This window comes from Pseudomonas sp. ArH3a (genome assembly GCF_022648765.1).
Taxonomy (GTDB): Bacteria; Pseudomonadota; Gammaproteobacteria; order Pseudomonadales; family Pseudomonadaceae; genus Aquipseudomonas.
Genome location: NZ_CP080330.1, coordinates 4,648,820 through 4,668,219 on the forward strand (window position 1 = coordinate 4,648,820; position 19,400 = coordinate 4,668,219).

Genomic DNA, 19,400 nt, shown 5'->3' on the forward strand with positions numbered 1-19,400 from the left:
ATGCAAAAACCCGCCGAAGCGGGTTGTTTAAGGTGGAACGATCAGATGTTGTCTTGGGTGTAGATCCCGCCAGACTCGACGGCGCCGCCAATCTCCCGCTCGCCGTAAAGCAGCGGGTATGGATTGCCCTGAGCGATAGTGGTTACCGCTCCGCCGAAGCCGTAGCTGGGGTTGTTTCCGTCGTCGTTCTTGCCCTCAGCATTTGCTTTGGTGGTCGGGGACAGCATTTGCACAACGCCGCCCAGGCCAACAGCGGCGCCGGCTGCGAGCAAGCCCAGGCCAAGCGCAGAGGTAGTACCACCAGTGAACAGGCCCGCCACGATCAGTACCACCCCGAGCAGAGTTTGAAACATTCCCGCCTGCTTGCTTCCCTGGATGATCGGCTGAATACGGATATCACCCTCGGTACGCCCAACCAGCTCAAGCTCCTGCTGGCTGACGTTGCGCTCATCGACGAACACCGCGAAGACCATGCCGCGCTCATGAGCTGTTCGCATGAACTTCTCAAAGCCAGGTTTCATAGCGCACAGCGCTGCCGTGGCATCGTGGATTCCGTACAGGTCGAGCTGGTATTCCTTGCCGAACTTCTTGCCCAGCACCCCGCCGAGCTTGATGGTGCGCATGGTCATGGGCGGTAGTCCTTGTGCCGGAGAATAAGTTTGACGCGGCTGGCCATCGACCAGCCGTAGATCTCGCGGGCCGCCAAGCGGCCTGGCATGTGGTGGTAAATGAACGGGCCTGACCCGCCCAGCTTCGGCGCTGGCTCACTGGTCAGCGCCGGCTCATCACCCAGGTAAATCACCGCGTGATTGGGGAAGTAGCACTCCCGGCCCGGGGTTGGGATTTGCAACACCAGCATGTCGCCACGCCGTGCCTCGTTAACCTGGTAGAAACCGGTGGCCGCGAAGTTGTCTTCGTAGAGGCTCGGGCCGTCTTTCTCCTCCCACCAGAGATCGGAACGTTCGAAGTTCGGCAGCTGCAAGCCCGCCTCCCGGGCATACCAGTCGCGGCACGCCGCCCAACAATCAAGCAGCCCATGGGAGAAGTCCCGACCCAGCAGCGGTGCCTGGAAGCCCGAAGGCTTGAACCACTCGAAGTCACCGCCGGGCCATCCGACAATGCCCCAAGGCAATTCATGCAGCTCGCAACTGACGCGGTCGGCCATGCTCGGCGTCGGCGCCTTGTCGGGGTGGCTGTGGATGATCGCCAGCACCTCACCCCGATCTTCCGCCTGGGCCATGTCCTTGTGATCGATCTGGAAGTGTTCGCGCGGCGTGGTGGCCAGGTTCCCGCAGGGCACGTATTCGCGCCCGACAGCCGACTTGATCAGGACACCGCACGCCTCGACCGGATAGACACGCTCGGCGTGCGCGCGGATCTCGTCCTGCAATTTTTGATTGATGCGCATCGCTACCTCGAACTTGCGATAAGGCTCGCGCCCATGGACCCACCAAACCGGCGGGTATTGCCCCGAAGCTTGCAGCTGCTCCACCAGCCGCCGCAGCGGTCCAGCGCCGGGTTATCCGTAGGCTGGTTCTTTTTGTCGAACATCGCTGTGCCGGTGTAGGCACAGGCCTCCTGCCGGTACCCGCCACGGCAGGCCCACCGGCAGAGCTTGGTGATCTGCTGGGATGGAAGCATCTGCCCTTCCATATCCGTGGGACTGGACAGCGAGAACGTGACCGAGATGCTCGGCAGCGCCTCGGTCTTCTGCTCGATAAACCAGAGGTTCGTTTTCGATTGGTTGCTGGCTTCTGGGTTGCCGTCGGGGAAGTTGGCGGCATCCAGGAAGTGGCGGAAAGTCTCGATCACCTTCACCCGGGCGCCGGCCAGGTCGCGGAACTGGAAGCACAGGGCAGTGATCGCCCCGCGCACGCCGCCCAGCTCATCGTCTACCTGCAGCGTGGGTGTTGCTGGCCGACCATCCCCGCGGATGTCGAAGCCCTTCGCCTCGATCTGGAGCGGCGAATACAGCTGTCCCTGCCAGATGATGTCGCCTTCATGAGCATGACCGTGGAAGCGCCAGAGAAGGCCGCCCAGGCGCGTAGCGTCCAGCTCGTACAGCCTGATCTGGTTGCCCGGCTCAAGCTTTTGGATATCGGTGTTGTAATTCATAGGGCCCCAGAAACAAGAAACCCCGCACTTGGCGGGGTCGTTGATGGTTGCTGTTAAGGCGTGAAGGTCTGCTTGAAGGTGAACGATAGCGTCCACAGGCCAGCGCCCAGCGGCTTGGACTTGTAGCCCTTGCAGCGATATCGGCCCTGCACCCCGCCCGGCGGCGTCCAGATAAACGCCTTGTAACCTTCGTGCCGGTCGATGAAATCTCGCACCTTCAGCAACTCCTCACCGGGAGCCATGACGCCAGAGTGCGTCAGGTTCCAGTTCTCGCTTTTGGTGTTGATGCCGATGCCGCCAGCCTGGGTATACCCATCGCCGAAATCGTTCTCCCATGTGCGCTGGTCAATCTCTCCGTCGCCGCCCAGTTGAACGCAGTAGCTGAATGTTTCCGCCATCAGACTCGCCTCCAGAGCAAGCCGCCCTGCCCCATTTCACCTTGAAGCACTCGGCGAATTTCAGAGACCAGGCCTTGGCCGGCTGCTTCACCTTGTTTTCGAGCATCATCTCCGCTCATGCCTGGCTGGGCTTGGACGGTGACGGGTGCATTGATGTGAATACCACCACCGCCACCGGAAGAGTCAGTGACCGCTGTCTGGCGGGCGAGGAAGTTGGTCAGATCCTTGTTTTGCTCGGGCGCGACCACACGCTCGCCACCATCCAGAAGCCATGTGCCTTCTTTGGGAATGCTGCCCATGCCGTCGTGCGCCATACCCACCATGGCCGCCGAAGCAACTCCAGCAACCATAGGCGCCGTAGCAGCCGCAGCGGCAAGGGCGGCGGCTGGAGCCAACGCGGGACCAACAAGCGGGATGCCCGCCGTGGACGCGTAAGCGTTCAGTTGGGCCTGGAACGAAGCCGCCTGGGCATTGCCAACCATTCCGGCCAATGCGGTCGATTGGGTAGTTTTGCCCACCACCAACTGCACAGCCTGATAAACCAGCCACTGAGCCGCCATATCAGAGAGCGCCTGTAGCGTTGACTTTGCGAAGTCGGCAACCAGGTTGCCCAGCGCATCGCCTGCGGTTTCAGCACCACTCGCAACATCAGACAGGAAGGTGCTCAGACCGCTTTTCGCGCCATCAAGCACCGAGGTCGTTGCCTCCGCCGCCATCGCCGAATAGTTTGTCGCGGCGTCTACATAGTTCTGCCAGGCATCACTGACCCCATCCATCCAATTCGATTGAGCTTCGTCGAGTTGGTTGTAGTAGTCCTGCTGGATGACAATTCGCTCTGCCAGAGCTTCCTCGAGGAGCGCGGTTTCCTTGTTGTAGTTTTCCTCTGCATCAGGATCACCGGCCAGCGTTGCCTCTTTGTACTCCTTGTACATTTCCCGGCGCTGTTTGTTGAAGTCCTGATCAATCGAGAGGAACTCCTTGAGCCGGGCCCTGTACTCGTCGCCCTGCCCGGCTCCCGCCAACTCTTGGTCAAACCCGTCCTTGGCCGACTGGTTGCTCTCGCTGAGATTAAACTTCAGCGCCGAAAGCTTGGCAGCGTCCTCGTTGGCCTTGACCAAGGCCTTTTTAGCGTCCAGTTCGGCAGCCAGGCCAGAAAGCTCCGACTTCCGCTGATCGCTGAGTTTTGCGTAGTTTCCGCTGGCAATCTCAAACGCCAACTTATCCACTTCGGTGGCGCTTTTGCGCTTCCCGGAGGATTCGTCGATCAGGGCGATCTGGCGTTTATAGTTTTCCTGAGCATCCTCGAAAGTTTTGAGGTTGGTCTTGATCGCCGAGGTGTTGCTTTTGATTTCGGCAGTTGCCGCCTTGTTTGCTTCTGCTGCTGCCTTTTTCGCATGGGCAGCGGACATAATTGCAACCCGATCAGCCTCCGACAGGTCTTTGTGCTCGTCAAGGTAGCGCGACGCTTCTTTGACGGCGTCGTTATTGTCTTGCAGTGCTCCGACCTGGCCCTGCAGGGTTTTCAGGTACTTCTCGCCAGCGGCCGTAAGACCGGTTGCGGCCTGAGTGCTGGTCGCAGTGGCTGCTGCCGTTTTACCCATCTCACCACTTAGAACTCGCTGACGCTCTACCGACTCCTTGACTACCTGATCTTGCGTCGACCAGGCTTCGGCACGCTTCTTTAGCTCGTCCACCAACTTGGGTGACACGCCCGGAATTTTCCCGGCCTCTTCGAGGATAGGAATCAGGGATTGCCCGCTTCTCGCAGCGCTCTCGATGCGATCGCTCAGCTCTTTGTACGCCTTTGCTCGCTGGATAGTCTGATCACTACTCGAACCGGCAATCCTCGCGGGCAACGAAAGGGAGTCGGAACCAAGAACGCCCTTTTTTAGGGTTGCCTGAAGTGTATCAAGCTCCGATTTTGCAGCTTTAACCGCCTCAACCTGCGCTTCACTCCAGCGGACCATTGCACCCGCTTTCTGCTCTTCGGTCATCGCCTTAAAGCGAGCAATAACATCATCCATTGGCCCTCTGAGCTGCTCCAAGCCCTCCCTTGCCTTATCGCTGCTACTTCTGAAATCTGCAAATGAAAGAGCGACTGCTCCGGCAATGAACAGCAACCCAACCGGACCACCCATCAGGGCAAGTAGGCCGCGCCCAGCCGCAGTCAGTGCTGTGGCGGCCCTTGTGGCGAGCCCCATGGCAATACCTGCCGCGGTTGATGTGCTTGTGACAAGGACGTTAGCCGCAGCTTCCGCGCCCCTTGCGACGGTTAGACGCTCAGTCAGCGCTAGTGCCTTGGCCTTCGCTGCGCTCAAGGCGTTTTCTGCAATCATGACCTCAGTGACCGTTACAGCCAGCCGCCTATTCAGCATGGCGACCTGAACGGCATTTTTGGCGGAGACCAAATCAACTTCGGCTTTTCTTGTAGCAGCAGAAGCGGCCGCCAAACTTGCCTTGGCCTCCTGCGCGGTCGCCATAGATTTAGCAATCGTTGCCGGAATCAGTGCGGCATACCCTCCAGCCACTCGACCTAGCGCAACGTAAAGCCCAGTAGTCAGTGCCTGGGAAAGCGCCTCTGAGTTTTTGGTTACCGCGCTCATCGCTGCTGGAAGGCCGTTATCTATAGCTTTCGACAGGCCGACAAATTCAGCTGCAACTCTTGAACTTGCGCCAGTCGCCTGATCAAGCTCGCCGACGAACCTGGTCATGGAGTTGCTGATGGCAGTAAAACTGTTGCCGATGGTCGTTGCAGTCTTGGCGAAGAGGGTGTCAACCGCGCCAGCTTGGCTTTGCAATGCGCTTACTACCGCTTTGGCTGTCAGCTCGCCAGCCGCCCCCATGGTCCGGAGTTCGCCGACTGTTTTGCCCATGCCCGCCGCGATTGCCTGGGACAGGGCCGGAGCCTGCTCCATGACAGAGTTCAGCTCTTCGCCGCGCAGCACGCCAGATGCAAAAGCCTGACCCAATTGGATGAGTGCGGCGTTGGCGCTTTCCGCTGATGCGCCAGAGATCGCCAGAGTCTTACTGATAGTCCCAACAACCCCAGCAACACCCTCTCCAGATAGCTTGAGGGCAGATTGGTTTGTGGCAATCCGCTGATAAAGCTCCGCGGTCGCCGACAAAGGCTGTCGAGAGCTTTGTGCAATATCGAACACAGCCTTCTGAGCCTTCACGAGCTCGTCCGAGCCGCTCGTTACAAGCTTGAGACGGTTTGTGAGAGAGCTATAGGCCTCGGTGGCCTGATACACGCTATTTACGCTGAAGGCAGCCGCCAGAGGCCCGGCAATCTTTGATGTAATACTGGAAAGCGACAGGAACTGACCCTGTAGGGCCTGGATGCGTGCAGATGCGGCATCAGCGGCGGCGCCGGTGCTGGCTACAGACCGGGAAGCCCGATCCATGCCCTGCTGGAAACCGCCAATGCGGGCGATCAGATCCAGGGTCAGCGTGCCGAGCGATCGAGATGCCATTTACTTTTCTCCAGACATAAAAAAACCCACCAGAGTGGGTTTTAAAAAAGCAGACTTCCTATATCGGGGGCTTCCCGCAGTTCGGACAGTACAAGCTGTTCTTTTTTATTGATTCGCTGCAGTTTTTGCAAACCATAGTGCGCGCCAAATTGGTCCGCGCCAGGATTTCTCTAGATTTCAACTCAGATTCAGCATCTGCTGCACGCTGTAGTGACTCCCTCTCTCGATACAGCCTGTTTGCCTCGGCGATCTTGAACTCGGAACTACTGGAAATTTTATCGCGCGGCGCAAAACTAATCCTAACTATGTAAATGACCAGACCGATTAGGGCAAAAGCAGCGGTTAGTATGATCCCAGCGACCAACCAAACCCCATACGCTGCCGCTAGCACTGCGATGACCCCCAGCAACCAAGGCGCAAGAATCACCGCGATAACAATCAGGACCAGTAGTATTGCCAGTTGCATGGTCGTTGCTCCGGTGGATGCGCAATCAAAACGCAGTGGGTGAGAAGTCAATGCCACCCGGACCGATTGAAATTCGACGTCGGACCATTTCGCCACGCGGCAAGTCTACTTCCCGCTCTACCAGGGCGCCGCCGCCACAAGCGGCGCTCGGTTTGATAGACACCACGTGCTTTCCCGCTTTCAAGCCGAAAGTCACGACTTCGCCCGACCCAATCAGAGCTGAAAGCGTTCCATCTATAAAAATTCTATGACTGCATGCCGCGCCAAAAAAACCGCTGTCACGCGTTATCAAAAGCTGGGATTCGCCCGACCCTGAATACGCATATATCCTGTCGGCAGAAACCTTATCAGCATCGTTCGGGCTGATAGGTGAGGTTTGACAGCCGGCAAGCAACAGCGCCGTAAGTAATAGCGATATCCTGATCATGTGTCCGCTCCATACAAGAGAAAGGCAATCTACCACCATCCTTGGCGGTGATCACGCCCACTCCTCCATGGCCTGCTCCAGACTCACCTCTGACCGCGAGACATGCGGCATGAAATCGATGAGCTCTGCTTTGCCTCCGTTCATTCGGTTGACCTGGAGCGCCACGATCGCGCCGGAGAACTCCAGTCGCCGGCCCAGGTTCAGCGATCCGTACTTATCCCGATATGCAGCCCATGCCAGCACCTCAGCGTATGAGATGTTAGCCTTGGCCTCTGCGATGGTGCACCCGCCGACTCCGTTGAGCACCAGTTCGTGCCACAACTCATCGGCGGGGGTCAGTTTTTTACCGGGTTATTGACCTCATTCACGGCCTGCAGCAGCACCACGCCGAGACTGGAGTCGAGGTTTACAGCGTCCTCGAACGGCAGCTCTTCGTTGCCCGTGTCGCCCAGCATGATGCTCGCCGACAGGTAGCGGGCGTTCTTGAAACGCTCCGCTTCACCGCCGGCGAACATGGCCTCCATCACCCCGAAAGCATGGCGCCGAATGTGCACCTTGAACTTGTCGGCTACCTCTTTGCCCTTGGCGTCGAGGTGTTTCCACTCGACTTCACGCTGCACGAGGGCGTCAGCAATGACGCCCCCTTTCTTTTTCAGTTGAGCCAGGTTCATGCGAGCCCCTTAAGCGGTTTTGCGAATCCAGGCGGAACCGCCGGAACGCTGAATGGACACGGTGGAAGCCACCACGGCGTTCTGAGCGAACGAGAACGGGAAGTCGGCAACGTAACCCTGGAAAGCGAACCAGGTGCGAGATTCCGGCAACTCAAAATCGTCGCCAGCGGTGTTCAGGGTCGGCGGCGCAACACCGTCAGACCAGCCAACAACCCACTTGATGGTGGTGTCACCGTCGGTTTCGGAGAGTTGGTGCAGTCGGATGTGGCTCGCGTTGTTGGGGTCAGCGTTGAGCCCAAGCGATGCCTGACCAGGGGTGCGCAGGCCTTTTTTGTAGCTGCGCTCCTGGGATTCAAGGCAGGTGTCTTCGACCTGCTCGGCTGGCGAGCCGCCCGGGTCGAAGGAAGTGGCGCACTCGATGGCCATTACGGTCTTCGGGCCGGGACCGGTCAGCGGCGGGACCAAGGCGAAAACCTGGGTACCCTGAGTCAAAATCGACATAGTTTTCTCCAAATGTAGGGCATAAAAAAACCCGCACTTGGCGGGGTGATTTGGTTGGGTTGAATCTTTATCGCTGGACTATCCAGTCCACGTCGAAGCTATAGCGGTACACCTTGGTGACTGGGTCTTTCGACTCGCCATTCCAACTCACGACATAGGCCTTCAGCTCAATCGCGTCTCGGATTGCCTTGGCAACAGCTCGCGCAGACGCTCCAGTCGCGCCGTACACATCAATCTGCAATGTGTACGCGTCGGCATCTGGCCGGCCAGCGAGATAGTTCTCAGGGCTGCCGCTGATGGCCTGCCAGACGGCATAAGGCTTTGCTGTGTCCTGGGCAGCCTCGCCGAATGAGTAGAGGCGCTGCGGAGGGCTACCCAAAAGCGCGATAACTCCTGGGTCGACAGCGCACACCGCATTGATTGGCGCAAACATCAGGTTTACCTCAATGCAGTATCGATCTCACTCATCAGCTCAGATGCAAAACGGCTGGTGACCGGGTCGATGTTGTTGGCGAAAGCTGGCCGCATAAAAGGCGCCGCCGGCGTGAACTGGGTGCCGAACTCAATGTACCTCCAGTGCCTTGTGTCGCCGCCAGGGTTGCCGCTGGCATCCTTGCTGTGCTGGTTTGCTCCCGCACCACCCCTAACGCCGACACGCATCACCACACCGCCCTCTCGGCGCGATTGCTTGGTAGCCTCTTGCGTGATGATGTTCTTCCAGATCTTTTCCTTGGTTTCCGGATCGTCGATGGCCTTGGCAGCATCACGAGCAGCGTCCCGGACGATGTTCATGGCGCGCCTGGCGGCTTTCCTGAGCCCGGAGCGTTGTAGCTTGGGCGCCAAACCGCGCATCTTCTGCACAACGCCATCAAGGCCCTGCAGGTTGAACCTGATCTCGTCAGCCATCGTTCACGCCCTCAGAATAAGGCAGGGTCAGATACTCCCGGCCTGACCTTGGATCGGGTAGAACTGCCTGGATGTTGTAGACCCTGTCACCCTCGATTCCGCGCATGGCCGCCTTGATGTCAGATCGGTACCGGATCACTATCCGGCCGACCTCCTCGGACTGGGCGGCCTTGGCCTGGATGAACTCGCGACCGCTGAGCGGGTTAACCGCCGCCCACAGTGTGGCAACGTCAACCCACGAAGCCTCTATAGGCTCCATGGTTTCGGGGTCCATTCCGCTTACCAGCTTCTGGAACTTGATGCGGTGACGCAGATCGCCAGCCCTCATCACACACCCATCTCGATGCGATATGGCATCAGCAGCGATTGAGATCCCGCAGGGAGCTCGGTGACAGATACGCCCGTGACCGCATCCTCTCGCGAGTTGTAAAGCTTGCCAGCGATGAGCAGGCAGGCTGCCCGGATAGACGGATTGATCAGGATCGGATCGGTACCGGCGTCTCCAGCCAGCACGGCGGTAGCAAGCGCATCAGCATCAGCGTAGAAACGCCGGTTCAAAAACTGCGCCGCACTGTCTTCGGCAGCCTCCAGCACCAGCTCGACATAGCTCTGATCCTCGCTTTCAGCCCGTAGGTGCTGCATGGCCACATCGATCGGGATAACCGTCATGTCAGGAACCTTTCTTCTTTCCGCCTGGCTTGCCTGCCGCCTTTTCGCTGGTCAGCGGACCCGTCGAATCTTCCTGCTCGGTCAAATCTACCAGCGGCTCACCGTCGTCATCGCACTCCACGGCGTAGTTTTTTTGCAGAAGCTGGCGGCCGTGCTGTTCATCTGTGATGAACAGCGATCCCTCCGTCAGCGTCTTGCCGCCCAGGTAAAGCGGCTTGAGGGTCTTCAGTTTCATTTCGACCTCCGAGGGCCGCCGCCTGGGCGGCCCCTATATATCAAGGAGTTGGAGTAGCGAAGGTGCCGTAGATGAACGCTTCCGGACGCTTAACGGCCAGTGCCAGACGCTCTTCGCAACGGATCGAGATCATGTTCTTCTCGAAGTCATCGGCGTTCTCGGTGGAGATCACCACGTTGGCGTCCTCGCGATCGAAGATCTGCGCGCCGGTCTGGAAGGCACCGGTCAAGAATTTGCCGAGGAACGCTGCCAGTTCGGTCGCGACAACTGGCAAACCCCACAATGTAGGGCCGGCCAGGCTCAGTGGATTGCCGATGATGTAGCGACCCAGAGTGTCCTTGGTCAGTTCGATCTTCGCCCAGTCGGTGAAGTGGAGCACATGCCCGCTCGCAGGCAGGCGCGCCAGCTGAGACTGGAGCATGGCCAGGCGCAGTTGGTCGATCTGAGTCATCGCGTCAGGCTCGAATGCTGCCGAATAAGCTTCAGCCTGCGGCACGATGCCGTGCAGGTGCACACCAGTGCCATCGCCGAACAGGATTTCCGACTCTTCGGCGTATTTCAGGCCGTAGCGCATTTCTGCATCGATGGTCGATTGCAGCTGGGCGAAGTCATCCAGGATTTGCTTCGACGCCTTGAACATGTGCGCGATGGTGGTAACCGGCGTGATCTTGGTATTGAACTGGATGTCGCTGTACGGTTTCTGGGTGTTTTCGGCGACAACGCGGGCTGCGTTGGTAAAGCCGGTCTGCTGAACCCAGAAGATCGCCGGGGAGGTGGTGCGGCCGGGCGCGATCAGATCACGGATGAACAGTCGTTGCTTCGGCATCACATCGATACCAGGCAAACGTTGCGGCTCAACTACGCCCTCAGCAACACCAGTGCTGAGCAACGCGGCGTGAACCGGCACGCTGACACGGCGGTTGCCTTGAATGCTTTTTGCGAACTCGGCCAGAGCTTCGCTCTTGATCACGGTGCCGCCGAGGGTTTCGCGCTGAGCGGCAGCTGCCTGGGTAGGAATTCGGGCGAACTCCTGCTCCAGTTCGCCGAGTTGGGCCTTGAGCTGCTTCTCGGCTTCGGTCAGGCTGTTGAACTTCAGGGCCATCTCATCGACAGCGGCCTTGGTTTCGTTGGACAAATTGCCAGCTTTTTTTGCTTCGGTCAGTGCGTTTTCAGCCTGCTTGCTGAATTCGTCAGTGGCCTTCTTGAGCTCGTTGGAGACGTTCTTCAACAGCTCGGCAGTAGTGTCGCTCATGGTTTTTCTCCGGTTTGAATAGCTGCTGCCGAGAACCGCGAAAGTGCGGCCTGTAGTTCGGCAATGGGGTCGGCCAGGTTGGCCGGGGTTGCGGCAGCGTTCTGCTTGCCGGAGGTAGTAGCGCCAGGCGTACCAGCCTTGAGTTCTTGAATAAGGGCGCGGCGCTCGGAGCGCGGCATGCCCTGTTTTGCGAGGATCAGGTCCATACGGCGGGCAGCAACCTGGTGCGGCGCTGATGCGCTGGCGTCCTCGACTGCGGCGTCAGATGCCAGAAGGCTGTCTGCAAAACCGGCGTCGATTGCAGCAGCGCCGCCCATCCAGGTCTCGACGTCCATGAGCTTGCGCATAGCCTCAATGGGGTCACCGGTGCGGACCGCGTATATATCGGCGAGTGTTCCGTCGATCTGCTCGAGGAAGTCGGCCACCTCTCGAATGTCGTTACGGTCACCGGCGGCCATGGTCCAGCTGTTGTGGATCATCAAGAAGCCGGCACGAGCGATCTGGATTTCATCCGCTGCCATTGCGATGAACGACGCGGCCGAGGCTGCCAGGCCGAGGATTTGCACCGTTACCTTGCCTTTGTGCTCGCGCAGCAGGTTGTAGATGGCCAGGCCTTCAAACACGTCGCCGCCCGGGCTGTTGATCTTCACAGTTACATCGCTGTCACCGATTGATCGCAGCGCGGCGCTGATCCGCTTTGCCGTAACGCCTTCGCCGGTCCACCAGTCAAACCCGATCGGGTCATAAATGGTAATGGAGTTGTCGTCAGTGCTCGCCGCCTTGATCGATGGGTTCCACCGCTCCAAGGCCTTCGGCGTCAGGTCGCAGTGGATCTGCGCGCGCGGCCGAGCCTCCGGCGCCGCCGGAATGGTCTTTAGGGTCATTGGTTGCTCCAGGATCAAGCGGCCAGAAGCCGCGGTAGCGAGATCAGTGCGTGAGCCATCATTGGCCCGTCGGGGTTTCCGGTGTCGAGCGCCTTGGATGCCAGCTCGAACGCCTCCTTGATCGCTTCCTTGTCGCCACTCTGATTTGCAGCGGTGATGCGCAACATGAAGGCGGTGGCCGCCGGAGACATACCTGCAGACTGCTTCCCGAGCTGGTCGAGCGGCACGAGCGCCGACTGAACAGTGAACGTGTCTCCGCCGGGAATCGGTGGATAGTTCTCCAGCCGACGTACCTCGTTGCGACACATCCAGCCGTTTTGCAGTGCTGTGTTGTACCAGGCCCCGCGGCCGACACTATCCGCACGAAGCAGGCCTTCTACGGCGAATTCAGCGAAGAATTCGTCAGCGTCAGCCTCGCCAATCAGGCATCTGGTGATTTCCTGTTCGATGTTCACCAGGAGCGGGCGCAGACTGTTCGTGAGGAAGTGCAGGTTCTGCGCCTCCACAGAGCTGGCCCAACTGGACTGCTTGTCCATGTGCCCAACCATGAACGGCGGCACACGGAACCAACGGCACATCTCCTCAATGCTGAACGAGCGCGATTCCAGCATCTGCGATGCTTCGGGGTTCATCGTGATCCCCTGATACTTCAGCCCCGCCTCGGCCACCATGATCTTGCCGGCGTTCTTGGAGCCCATGAAGGAACCGAGACTGTTGCGCAACTGCTCGCGCTGTGCCGGGGTGAGCGTCTTGTCGCTGGAGAGAATCCCGGAGGCCTGCATGCCCTGAGCAAAGACCTTGGCAGCGGCCTCTTCTACCGCCATGGCTGATCCGAAGATCTCCTTGCCGGTGGTAACGGGCAGCATCCCGCACACGCCATCCAGGCCAAAGCCGCGGATGTGCATCAAGGTTTTTTCGGGGATGTCACGCTCGACACCGTTCTCGGTGTAGGTGTACTCGAGCCGGCCATTGTCCTGTCGCTTGACCCGCATGCACTGCGGCAGAAGCGGCACCAGCGCGATGATCCGGCCCGCCAACATTTTCTTCTCGACGAAAGCGTTGCCGCGAAGGCAGATGCTGGCCACCACCAGCAGCATGAAGCGCTGCGGTGTCATTTCCGAGTTCGGAACCCGACACAGCAGCCGATACAGGGGGTGGTCAGTCGCCGGCGCCCTTGAGCCATCCGGAAGACGCCGGTACAGCTTCAGCGGCAAGGTCGATACCGACTCCGAGAGCAAGCGGACGCAGGCCCATACCGTGGACAGCTGCATGGCCTTATCAACCGATACGTGCTGCCCACTAACCGAACTGCCGAACCATTCCTGCCAGAACGAGCCATCCTTTAAGCCGATGGGCACACCAAGCCAATTTTGAAGAGTGGCCTTGATTCGCCCGGGTTTCTTTTCGCGCGCCATCAAAGCCCCACCATAATTGGATTATCGAAAAAGCCCTGTAGGTCACCGCAACCCACCGGGTTCAGTGCTATGAGCGTTGTTGCGTCGAAGGTAGCCATCAGCGGGTCAATCTTTGCCGAGCCGCTTACCTGTTTGTTGATCGCGATCGCGTTACCTACTGCGACCGTTCTGGCGTTGCCTACACACCAGGCCATCAACCGTGTGCCGCCGTGAATGAACTCACCGCCGGCCACCTTGCGCTCAGTAGTCTTGATAGCACCGTTGAGCCTCCAGCCCTGGGAGATCGAAACGATCTGCTCCATGGTTATGCCACGCTCTTCAGTGGTCAGTTCGTCAATGATGTCGCCAATGCCAGCTGAGTCGACACCAATTGCCTGCTTGTCCGGCAAGAGGCCTGCGTCACGAACCTCGCAGATGATGTCAGCCACCTGCAGTACATCGTCGCCGGGACGATCAACAATGGTCAGATCGCCATCTGCTTCAAAGCCGAGCAGGTTTGAAACAATATCTTTTCGGCGGTCCAGCGCGATCTTGTGTGCCCATGCGTGCGACCAGTGCAGCCAGCGCCGTGTTTCGCGCTCGCGACCAATCAGGCTAAGCCCCAGCAGGTCATCCAGCCCGCCACCATCGATACCCACCACGATCACTTCTGAACGCCGCAACAGTTCATCAAAGGTCAGCGATTTGTCGCCAGCGGCCTCCCAGTGATCAGCGCCAGCCCAGCGATCAGAACGAAGGTCCAGCCCGATCTCGACGTTAAGGTGCTTTGCGAGAAACCCGCGAATGGCGCCCTCACCTTCCGCCTGGGCCTCTTGGTACTTCTGCTCAATAACCTGCTGGTCAACGGACAGCCCCCAATTGGGATTGGTGACATGCGCGTTTGCCAGGTCCCGGTGCTCGCCCTGCTTGATCATTTCTTGCGGGAACTCGTAGATCACGGGGAGGAAACGGCGATCCTCAATTTTCCCGTCACGGACGTTCCTGGCGTAGTCAAGTTTTGCCTTGAACACTCCAGCAGGCGGCTCATCGGATTGAGTGGTGCAATAGAACACGAAGCCTTCAGGCCGAGAAGCCAGTCCGCCAGTCGCCTCTACGAGCATCTTGGCCGACTTGGCCTGCTTGCCAAACTCCCAAAGCTCGTCGATGAAAACACCAGTAGCTTTTTTGCCAGTGACCGTCGCGGAGTCTGCAGCGACAACTTTCAAGTTTGCCTTGTTCAGGTGGTCGGTAATGATCCGGTTGTATTCCTGCACATGGAACCGAGCCTTCAGGTCATCGTCGGCATCGATCATGTCTCTGATTGGCTTGAAGGCGTTGTCGGCAGCCTCCTTAGTGGGTGCCAGAATCAGGAACTCTCCTGACGGTCGCGTGTTCAAGATCAGCGCGGTGAGCATGATCCCGGCGGCGATCGTGCTTTTCCCGTTCTTCTTGCTCACCATCAGGAAGTAATTGGTGATCAGCCGGCGGCCGGCCTCTGCGTCGTACGCGCCAAATAGCGCGGCCACCAGGTCGAGAACCCATGCCCGACAGGTGTCAGACATCAACGGGCTACCGTCAGCATCGACCATCCGGAGATTGCCGAACACGTCCAGCGCATCCTCGGCCTGGTCAGGAAATATTGGCTCAAGCGGGACCAGCGACTGCCCCTGCACGATACGGTCTTCCCACTCAGGGCAGGCGGTGGTCCATGTTTTCATTTAACGGCCTTCAAGTGACGTTCGCGCAAACCGAACCTGCTGTTCGCTCCAACTTTTGCGGCATCTTCGAGTTTTTGCTCCTTCTTCCCCATACCCGACTTCTTGCCGTGGAAATACGGGAGTGCCGACTGAGCGGCGTTTCGCCGGTCGAAGATTTTCGCATTGGGCTCGTTCATGAGAGCCAGCAGCCATACAAGAGGGTCATCCGTGTTTGGCAGATCAACCAAGCCCTCTTCTTCGCCCTCGACCTGTTCGCCGCCGGGCTCAGATACAGCTGGAGAGCCTTTAACATTTCGAGAGGCCTTTAACTTCTCCAGAGCAGCAACAACATCAGGGTCTTTTGCGAGTCTCGATCCAGCAGCCGAAGCGCTGGCGGCCGCGTATCCAGCCGCCTCCGCCGCTTCGCGATTCGAGGCACCTGAAGCCTTTGATTCGACAAAACGGCGTTTTTTATTTGTTAACGCCATTAACAAAAACCTTTAAAAAAGGGAAAAAAATCGCGCGTGAGAGAGGGAGTGGTGTCCGAGACAAAAGGTCGTGAACTCTTGACCCACCCCTCCCCTCTGTAGCACGCCAACGCCCCGATGAAGCACGCCAATTACGTGCATCAACCTCGATGAGCTGATGACTCGCGAGCCGTCTTGGCCTTGTGGCATGGGATGCAGATCGCCTGGAGGTTGCCGTCGTCATCGGTGCCGCCCTGGGCGACGTTGATGATGTGGTCAACCTCAAGGTCTTTGGTGGTCAGCCCACACACCCGACAGCTGTAGTTGTCACGGATCAGGATCGCCTCACGCTTACGGCGCCATGGCCTACCACCTCGTCCAGACCCCCAGCTATCAGCACCTGCGACATCAGCCACAGACGAGACCTTGCGTGTAGTGACCGGCGTGAGCCTGGACTTGAGGCTGGGTATCTTGGCCATCAGGGCAGCCCGCGTACTGGCGTGCCGTCCATGTAGGTGGTAGCCAGCGCATCAGGGTCTTGATCATCCTGCTCGGCGGCCAGTGCCTGGATCAGTAGTAGCTGTTGCTCCGCCATGCGCTCGAGGATTGCCGTCTGCTTCTTCTGCTCTTCCAGGCTGTCCTGAAAGAACTGGGCAAGTGGCGTATTCATCGCGCTGCCTGTGAATAAGTGCGTGACTGCGACTGCAGGTCAGTGACATCTACCTGGATGATGCGTGCCTCGGCACTCACTGGCTGGATGATCTTAGGCAGTAAAGTGATGGTGGCTTCCCACACTCCGCCCGCACAGGCCTTCAAGGTGACGCCGGTCACGCCTGTCAGCTCACTGCCGTCGCTCAGCATCACCTTCGTGCCCTGTACCATCTGGGCGCTGCCTGGCTTCTGGTTCGGCGGAGGCAGGATCGTGACCACGCTCAAGGAATTCTTTGGCTCGTTCATATGCAATCTTGCTCCACTTGTTGATCCATTCGCGCCGGGCGGCGCATCCACTGCAAGCCATCACCAACCTCCTACCATCTTGGCGCCTACCGCTACACCAGCGAGGAACACCAGCACCAACAGCATTGAGCCAGTGGCTGGGATGATCGATGCGGGCAGTGGTGTGCGCATGGGTGGTGGTGCGGGCTTTACCTTGCGTCCATGCCACTCAGTAGTGGGTGGCGGTGTGGGCTTGGTGATGATGCAGCGAGCACAAGTGCCGCAGGCAGTGCCGAGACGCCAATCACCTTTGCACACCGGGTTGCTGTAACCGTGAGTCATGGTCACGCCTCCAGCGAAAGCTTGATGGAACCCAGGATCACACCGAGCGCGGCAGCTTGAGACGACTTGGCCAGCTCAATCACCAGAGCCTCAACACGAGCGACCTCGGCCTGCTCATCGGCGGGCATATCACTGACCATGCCTTTGATCTGGTAGTACTCGGCGCTGACTGTGCTCATGGTGTGATCCTTGTCTCGCGCCACGATTTGGCGCATTCGAAAACGTGGCGCGGATTACTGCTTGCGCCGCTCGATACCTTCAGGCGCCTTCGGGCAACCCATGCAGTGCTCACAGTGCAGCGTGCGGCAGAGCCAGGCTTTCACCGGCTGCCAGTAAGTCACCATGAAGATATGGCGGGCACCGGCCAAGGCCAGGGCGACATGCAGCGTCAGCCCGGCAGTGGTCGGTCCGAAGAAGATGTTCTGGCTGCGCACCGAGACAACGAAGCCAGTGATGGCGATCGTGGTGTAGATCAGCTTCCCAAGGATGCCGTCCCTCACCTTCCCGCTCAGTACGCACCAGGTCGCCCAAAACGCGATCAGGCCGCAGGCGATGGAGTTGATCAGTTCAAGATTCATGGTGGATTGCCTCCCCCGAACCGTTGGCGAATGAGCGCCCAGAGGTCAGCGGATTTGATGGCACGATTGATTGCGGCCAGAAGCGAGCCGCCGAACGTGCCCAGGAGAAACCCAATCCCGGCGACGATCTTCGGCTCAGTGACATTCAGGTAGGCACTGACCATACTCGTCAGGTACAGAGAGCAGGCAACACCCGTAATCAAGAACACCATCCAGGCGCGCCAGTCGGACAAGTCGTCCTTGTGCCACCAGCTCGCAACAACGGCCCCAATCAGGCCCGCAATCAACAATTCGAACCTGTCGATCTTGTCGAGCAGGCGCTGTAGATACTCCATGCGCTCGACTCCGTGGGGCATGATGAATAAAAAAGCCCGCTCAGTGGCGGGCATATGGCTCCGTGCTATCGTCTCGCTTCCACACCAGACGGACGCACGCAGCTCATGGAAAGCGACAAAACAGCAAGTATTCAAATCACCTTCACCACCGGCCATAGGAATCTGCCCTATGCCACGGATCTGGAGGGCGGTCACCATCCAATGATCTGGCTATCAAAAGAGCCAGACCGGATCAATGAGATTCCCGAGCTAGAAGGCGAGCCGGAACTGAAAGATTTAATCCGCGCTATAAACGGGCCTGGACAGGACTTCGAAACATTCCGCTGCGCGCACACAACAAAGAAGACTGAAGCCGGCATCACGCGATCGATGTACGTTGCGATTATTTTCAGGAATCGTCAGTGGGCGGAGGTGCCTGACCCATATCTAATCGTGTCCCGCAATATCGTAACGTCGCTGGCTCGCAGTGATCAGTTCCCAGATGGTGCCATTCCTTTTGAGTTGCGGCTGCGTAATCACTGGCTGAAGGAGGAGCAAGTGTATGCGTATACGGCGGACATTCAGTTTTACATTCAGGCTCCAGATGAAGCACAAATGCGTGAGGAACTGGCCCGCCAAACCGTTTTCCTTGAAAAGATCCTAAATCACCCATAGCGATCACCCTCCGGATTGAGTTGGAAGCGGACGGCCTCCAGCTCTGTCTCTGCTGACATCCTCCCGGTGAGGGAGTGAAGGAATGGATTAGCGGCGGCGCCAGAGCAAACCGCCTGGCATGAGTTCCGTGCGGATCAACTCCTTGACCTGGTCAGCGAGGTTCGAACCCATCAGGTCGCCGACGTTAGCCTTCTCGACCGAACCATCATCGACAAAGACCTTACTGAGGAGGACCTGGTCGCCTTCAACTTTGAAGGGTTCAGGCTGGCCCAGATTGCCGATCTTGCACCGCACAACACCATCATGGCTGATGGTCAAAAGACCATTCTTAATGCTGACCCGTGTGCCGGCCACTTTCGCCTTAGCCAGGCGATCAGCCAGCTCTTCCTCGGTTTCGAGACGGGAGTAGCTCAGGAACAGGCGAGCATTGAACGATTCATCGCCGTAGCTCGCATCGAACTCTTCGAACTCGGCGGCATGGCGATACTCTTCCGGAACCTTTTGCAGTTCGGCCTGCATGAACTGGAGCAGGTTGGCGGCGTTCTTGGGCAAGTCGTATTTGCTCCAGCTGGACACCTCGACCGACACCATCTGGCGCTCAGGCACTTTGGCCGCGCTGCCGAAGGTGCAGGAGTTCAGTTCGAACTCGCCTGTCTTCAGGTCGATCTTCAGACCGGACACACCCGGCACGTAGTCGACGCTCTGGATTTGGCCGCCAATGGCAGCTTCCAACGCATCGATCCGCTTACCCAGCACCTCGTCGGCAACCCTTCGCCCACTGGACTCGGCGTCAATCCAGGCGGTGTTCGCTTGAACCTGGGCAATCAGTGAATGGATTTGAGGATCGATCATTGCTGTGCTCCAGGAACAAAAAAGGCCCGCCGATATGGCGAGCCTCGAAATAGGTTTGCGTGTCTCTCCACGCCGTCCGCTTGAACCGTCCCCAATAGCAATGGAATGAGCCGCTCAAGCTGCCGGTGTTCTTTCGTAACGCGTGACT

Annotated in this window: 27 protein-coding genes; 1 reads left to right on the top strand and 26 read right to left on the bottom strand. The window is 58.6% G+C overall.

Annotated elements, in window-relative coordinates; all coding sequences use genetic code 11:
• Positions 1-41: 41 nt before the first annotated feature.
• The 25 genes from K0P33_RS21120 to K0P33_RS21240 all read right to left on the bottom strand — a co-directional run bounded on the left by K0P33_RS21120 (position 42) and on the right by K0P33_RS21240 (position 17,746).
• Positions 42-629 carry a tail assembly protein gene (locus K0P33_RS21120; protein ID WP_242151102.1) on the bottom strand — a complete coding sequence of 196 codons (588 nt, stop codon included), beginning with the start codon at positions 627-629 and terminating at the stop codon, positions 42-44.
• Complete coding sequence (locus tag K0P33_RS21125; protein ID WP_242151105.1) at positions 626-1,408, bottom strand: C40 family peptidase; 783 nt, start codon at positions 1,406-1,408, stop codon at positions 626-628. Before K0P33_RS21125 ends, K0P33_RS21120 begins: the two co-directional genes overlap by 4 nt.
• A 2-nt stretch (positions 1,409-1,410) precedes the next feature.
• Positions 1,411-2,115: a phage minor tail protein L gene (locus tag K0P33_RS21130; RefSeq protein ID WP_010564202.1), complete on the bottom strand. Its 705-nt coding sequence runs from the start codon at positions 2,113-2,115 to the stop codon at positions 1,411-1,413.
• 53 nt (positions 2,116-2,168) lie between these two features.
• Positions 2,169-2,513: a phage tail protein gene (locus tag K0P33_RS21135; RefSeq protein ID WP_242151108.1), complete on the bottom strand. Its 345-nt coding sequence runs from the start codon at positions 2,511-2,513 to the stop codon at positions 2,169-2,171.
• Positions 2,513-5,986, bottom strand: a complete 3,474-nt coding sequence (locus K0P33_RS21140) for a phage tail tape measure protein (protein WP_242151111.1) — start codon at positions 5,984-5,986, stop codon at positions 2,513-2,515. Before K0P33_RS21140 ends, K0P33_RS21135 begins: the two co-directional genes overlap by 1 nt.
• 491 nt (positions 5,987-6,477) lie before the next feature.
• The gene (locus K0P33_RS21145; RefSeq protein ID WP_242151114.1) at positions 6,478-6,879 is read right to left on the bottom strand and encodes a hypothetical protein; all 402 of its coding nucleotides are present in this window, start codon (positions 6,877-6,879) and stop codon (positions 6,478-6,480) included.
• Between the two features lie 51 nt (positions 6,880-6,930).
• Positions 6,931-7,185 (bottom strand): hypothetical protein, encoded by a 255-nt coding sequence (locus K0P33_RS21150; RefSeq protein WP_242156088.1) that lies wholly within the window; start codon positions 7,183-7,185, stop codon positions 6,931-6,933.
• Between the two features lie 29 nt (positions 7,186-7,214).
• Complete coding sequence (locus K0P33_RS21155; protein ID WP_242151117.1) at positions 7,215-7,550, bottom strand: phage tail assembly chaperone family protein, TAC; 336 nt, start codon at positions 7,548-7,550, stop codon at positions 7,215-7,217.
• 9 nt (positions 7,551-7,559) lie between these two features.
• On the bottom strand, positions 7,560-8,051 hold the full coding sequence (locus tag K0P33_RS21160) for a phage tail tube protein (RefSeq protein ID WP_242151120.1): 492 nt from the start codon (positions 8,049-8,051) through the stop codon (positions 7,560-7,562).
• Positions 8,052-8,118: 67 nt separating this feature from the next.
• Positions 8,119-8,484 (bottom strand): DUF3168 domain-containing protein, encoded by a 366-nt coding sequence (locus tag K0P33_RS21165; protein ID WP_242151123.1) that lies wholly within the window; start codon positions 8,482-8,484, stop codon positions 8,119-8,121.
• 5 nt (positions 8,485-8,489) lie between these two features.
• Positions 8,490-8,957: an HK97-gp10 family putative phage morphogenesis protein gene (locus tag K0P33_RS21170; protein ID WP_242151126.1), complete on the bottom strand. Its 468-nt coding sequence runs from the start codon at positions 8,955-8,957 to the stop codon at positions 8,490-8,492.
• A complete protein-coding gene (locus K0P33_RS21175) occupies positions 8,950-9,285 on the bottom strand; it encodes a phage head closure protein (protein WP_242151129.1) in 336 nt (111 codons plus the stop codon). Before K0P33_RS21175 ends, K0P33_RS21170 begins: the two co-directional genes overlap by 8 nt.
• A complete protein-coding gene (locus tag K0P33_RS21180) occupies positions 9,285-9,626 on the bottom strand; it encodes a head-tail connector protein (protein ID WP_242151132.1) in 342 nt (113 codons plus the stop codon). The genes K0P33_RS21175 and K0P33_RS21180 overlap by 1 nt, the downstream gene beginning before the upstream one ends.
• Position 9,627: 1 nt before the next feature.
• Positions 9,628-9,861 carry a hypothetical protein gene (locus K0P33_RS21185; RefSeq protein WP_242151135.1) on the bottom strand — a complete coding sequence of 78 codons (234 nt, stop codon included), beginning with the start codon at positions 9,859-9,861 and terminating at the stop codon, positions 9,628-9,630.
• Positions 9,862-9,901: 40 nt separating this feature from the next.
• Positions 9,902-11,113 carry a phage major capsid protein gene (locus K0P33_RS21190; RefSeq protein ID WP_242151137.1) on the bottom strand — a complete coding sequence of 404 codons (1,212 nt, stop codon included), beginning with the start codon at positions 11,111-11,113 and terminating at the stop codon, positions 9,902-9,904.
• A complete protein-coding gene (locus K0P33_RS21195; protein ID WP_242151140.1) occupies positions 11,110-11,997 on the bottom strand; it encodes a head maturation protease, ClpP-related in 888 nt (295 codons plus the stop codon). Before K0P33_RS21195 ends, K0P33_RS21190 begins: the two co-directional genes overlap by 4 nt.
• 14 nt (positions 11,998-12,011) lie before the next feature.
• A complete protein-coding gene (locus tag K0P33_RS21200; RefSeq protein ID WP_242151143.1) occupies positions 12,012-13,412 on the bottom strand; it encodes a phage portal protein in 1,401 nt (466 codons plus the stop codon).
• Positions 13,412-15,109: a terminase large subunit gene (locus K0P33_RS21205; protein WP_242151146.1), complete on the bottom strand. Its 1,698-nt coding sequence runs from the start codon at positions 15,107-15,109 to the stop codon at positions 13,412-13,414. Before K0P33_RS21205 ends, K0P33_RS21200 begins: the two co-directional genes overlap by 1 nt.
• The gene (locus K0P33_RS21210) at positions 15,106-15,576 is read right to left on the bottom strand and encodes a terminase small subunit (RefSeq protein WP_242151149.1); all 471 of its coding nucleotides are present in this window, start codon (positions 15,574-15,576) and stop codon (positions 15,106-15,108) included. The genes K0P33_RS21205 and K0P33_RS21210 overlap by 4 nt, the downstream gene beginning before the upstream one ends.
• A gap of 140 nt (positions 15,577-15,716) precedes the next feature.
• Positions 15,717-16,034 carry an HNH endonuclease gene (locus K0P33_RS21215; protein ID WP_242151152.1) on the bottom strand — a complete coding sequence of 106 codons (318 nt, stop codon included), beginning with the start codon at positions 16,032-16,034 and terminating at the stop codon, positions 15,717-15,719.
• The gene (locus tag K0P33_RS21220) at positions 16,034-16,225 is read right to left on the bottom strand and encodes a hypothetical protein (protein WP_242151155.1); all 192 of its coding nucleotides are present in this window, start codon (positions 16,223-16,225) and stop codon (positions 16,034-16,036) included. Before K0P33_RS21220 ends, K0P33_RS21215 begins: the two co-directional genes overlap by 1 nt.
• Positions 16,222-16,512, bottom strand: a complete 291-nt coding sequence (locus K0P33_RS21225; RefSeq protein WP_242151158.1) for a hypothetical protein — start codon at positions 16,510-16,512, stop codon at positions 16,222-16,224. The genes K0P33_RS21220 and K0P33_RS21225 overlap by 4 nt, the downstream gene beginning before the upstream one ends.
• 323 nt (positions 16,513-16,835) lie before the next feature.
• The gene (locus tag K0P33_RS21230; protein WP_242151162.1) at positions 16,836-17,012 is read right to left on the bottom strand and encodes a hypothetical protein; all 177 of its coding nucleotides are present in this window, start codon (positions 17,010-17,012) and stop codon (positions 16,836-16,838) included.
• 54 nt (positions 17,013-17,066) lie between these two features.
• On the bottom strand, positions 17,067-17,411 hold the full coding sequence (locus tag K0P33_RS21235; RefSeq protein WP_242151165.1) for a hypothetical protein: 345 nt from the start codon (positions 17,409-17,411) through the stop codon (positions 17,067-17,069).
• Positions 17,408-17,746: an MFS transporter gene (locus K0P33_RS21240; RefSeq protein ID WP_242156091.1), complete on the bottom strand. Its 339-nt coding sequence runs from the start codon at positions 17,744-17,746 to the stop codon at positions 17,408-17,410. The genes K0P33_RS21235 and K0P33_RS21240 overlap by 4 nt, the downstream gene beginning before the upstream one ends.
• A 105-nt stretch (positions 17,747-17,851) precedes the next feature.
• Here K0P33_RS21240 and K0P33_RS21245 point away from each other — a divergent pair, with 105 nt between their 5' ends.
• Positions 17,852-18,400 carry a hypothetical protein gene (locus tag K0P33_RS21245; RefSeq protein ID WP_242151168.1) on the top strand — a complete coding sequence of 183 codons (549 nt, stop codon included), beginning with the start codon at positions 17,852-17,854 and terminating at the stop codon, positions 18,398-18,400.
• A gap of 87 nt (positions 18,401-18,487) precedes the next feature.
• Here the strand turns inward: K0P33_RS21245 and K0P33_RS21250 are convergent, their stop codons facing one another.
• Complete coding sequence (locus tag K0P33_RS21250) at positions 18,488-19,252, bottom strand: hypothetical protein (RefSeq protein ID WP_242151171.1); 765 nt, start codon at positions 19,250-19,252, stop codon at positions 18,488-18,490.
• Positions 19,253-19,400: the final 148 nt, after the last annotated feature.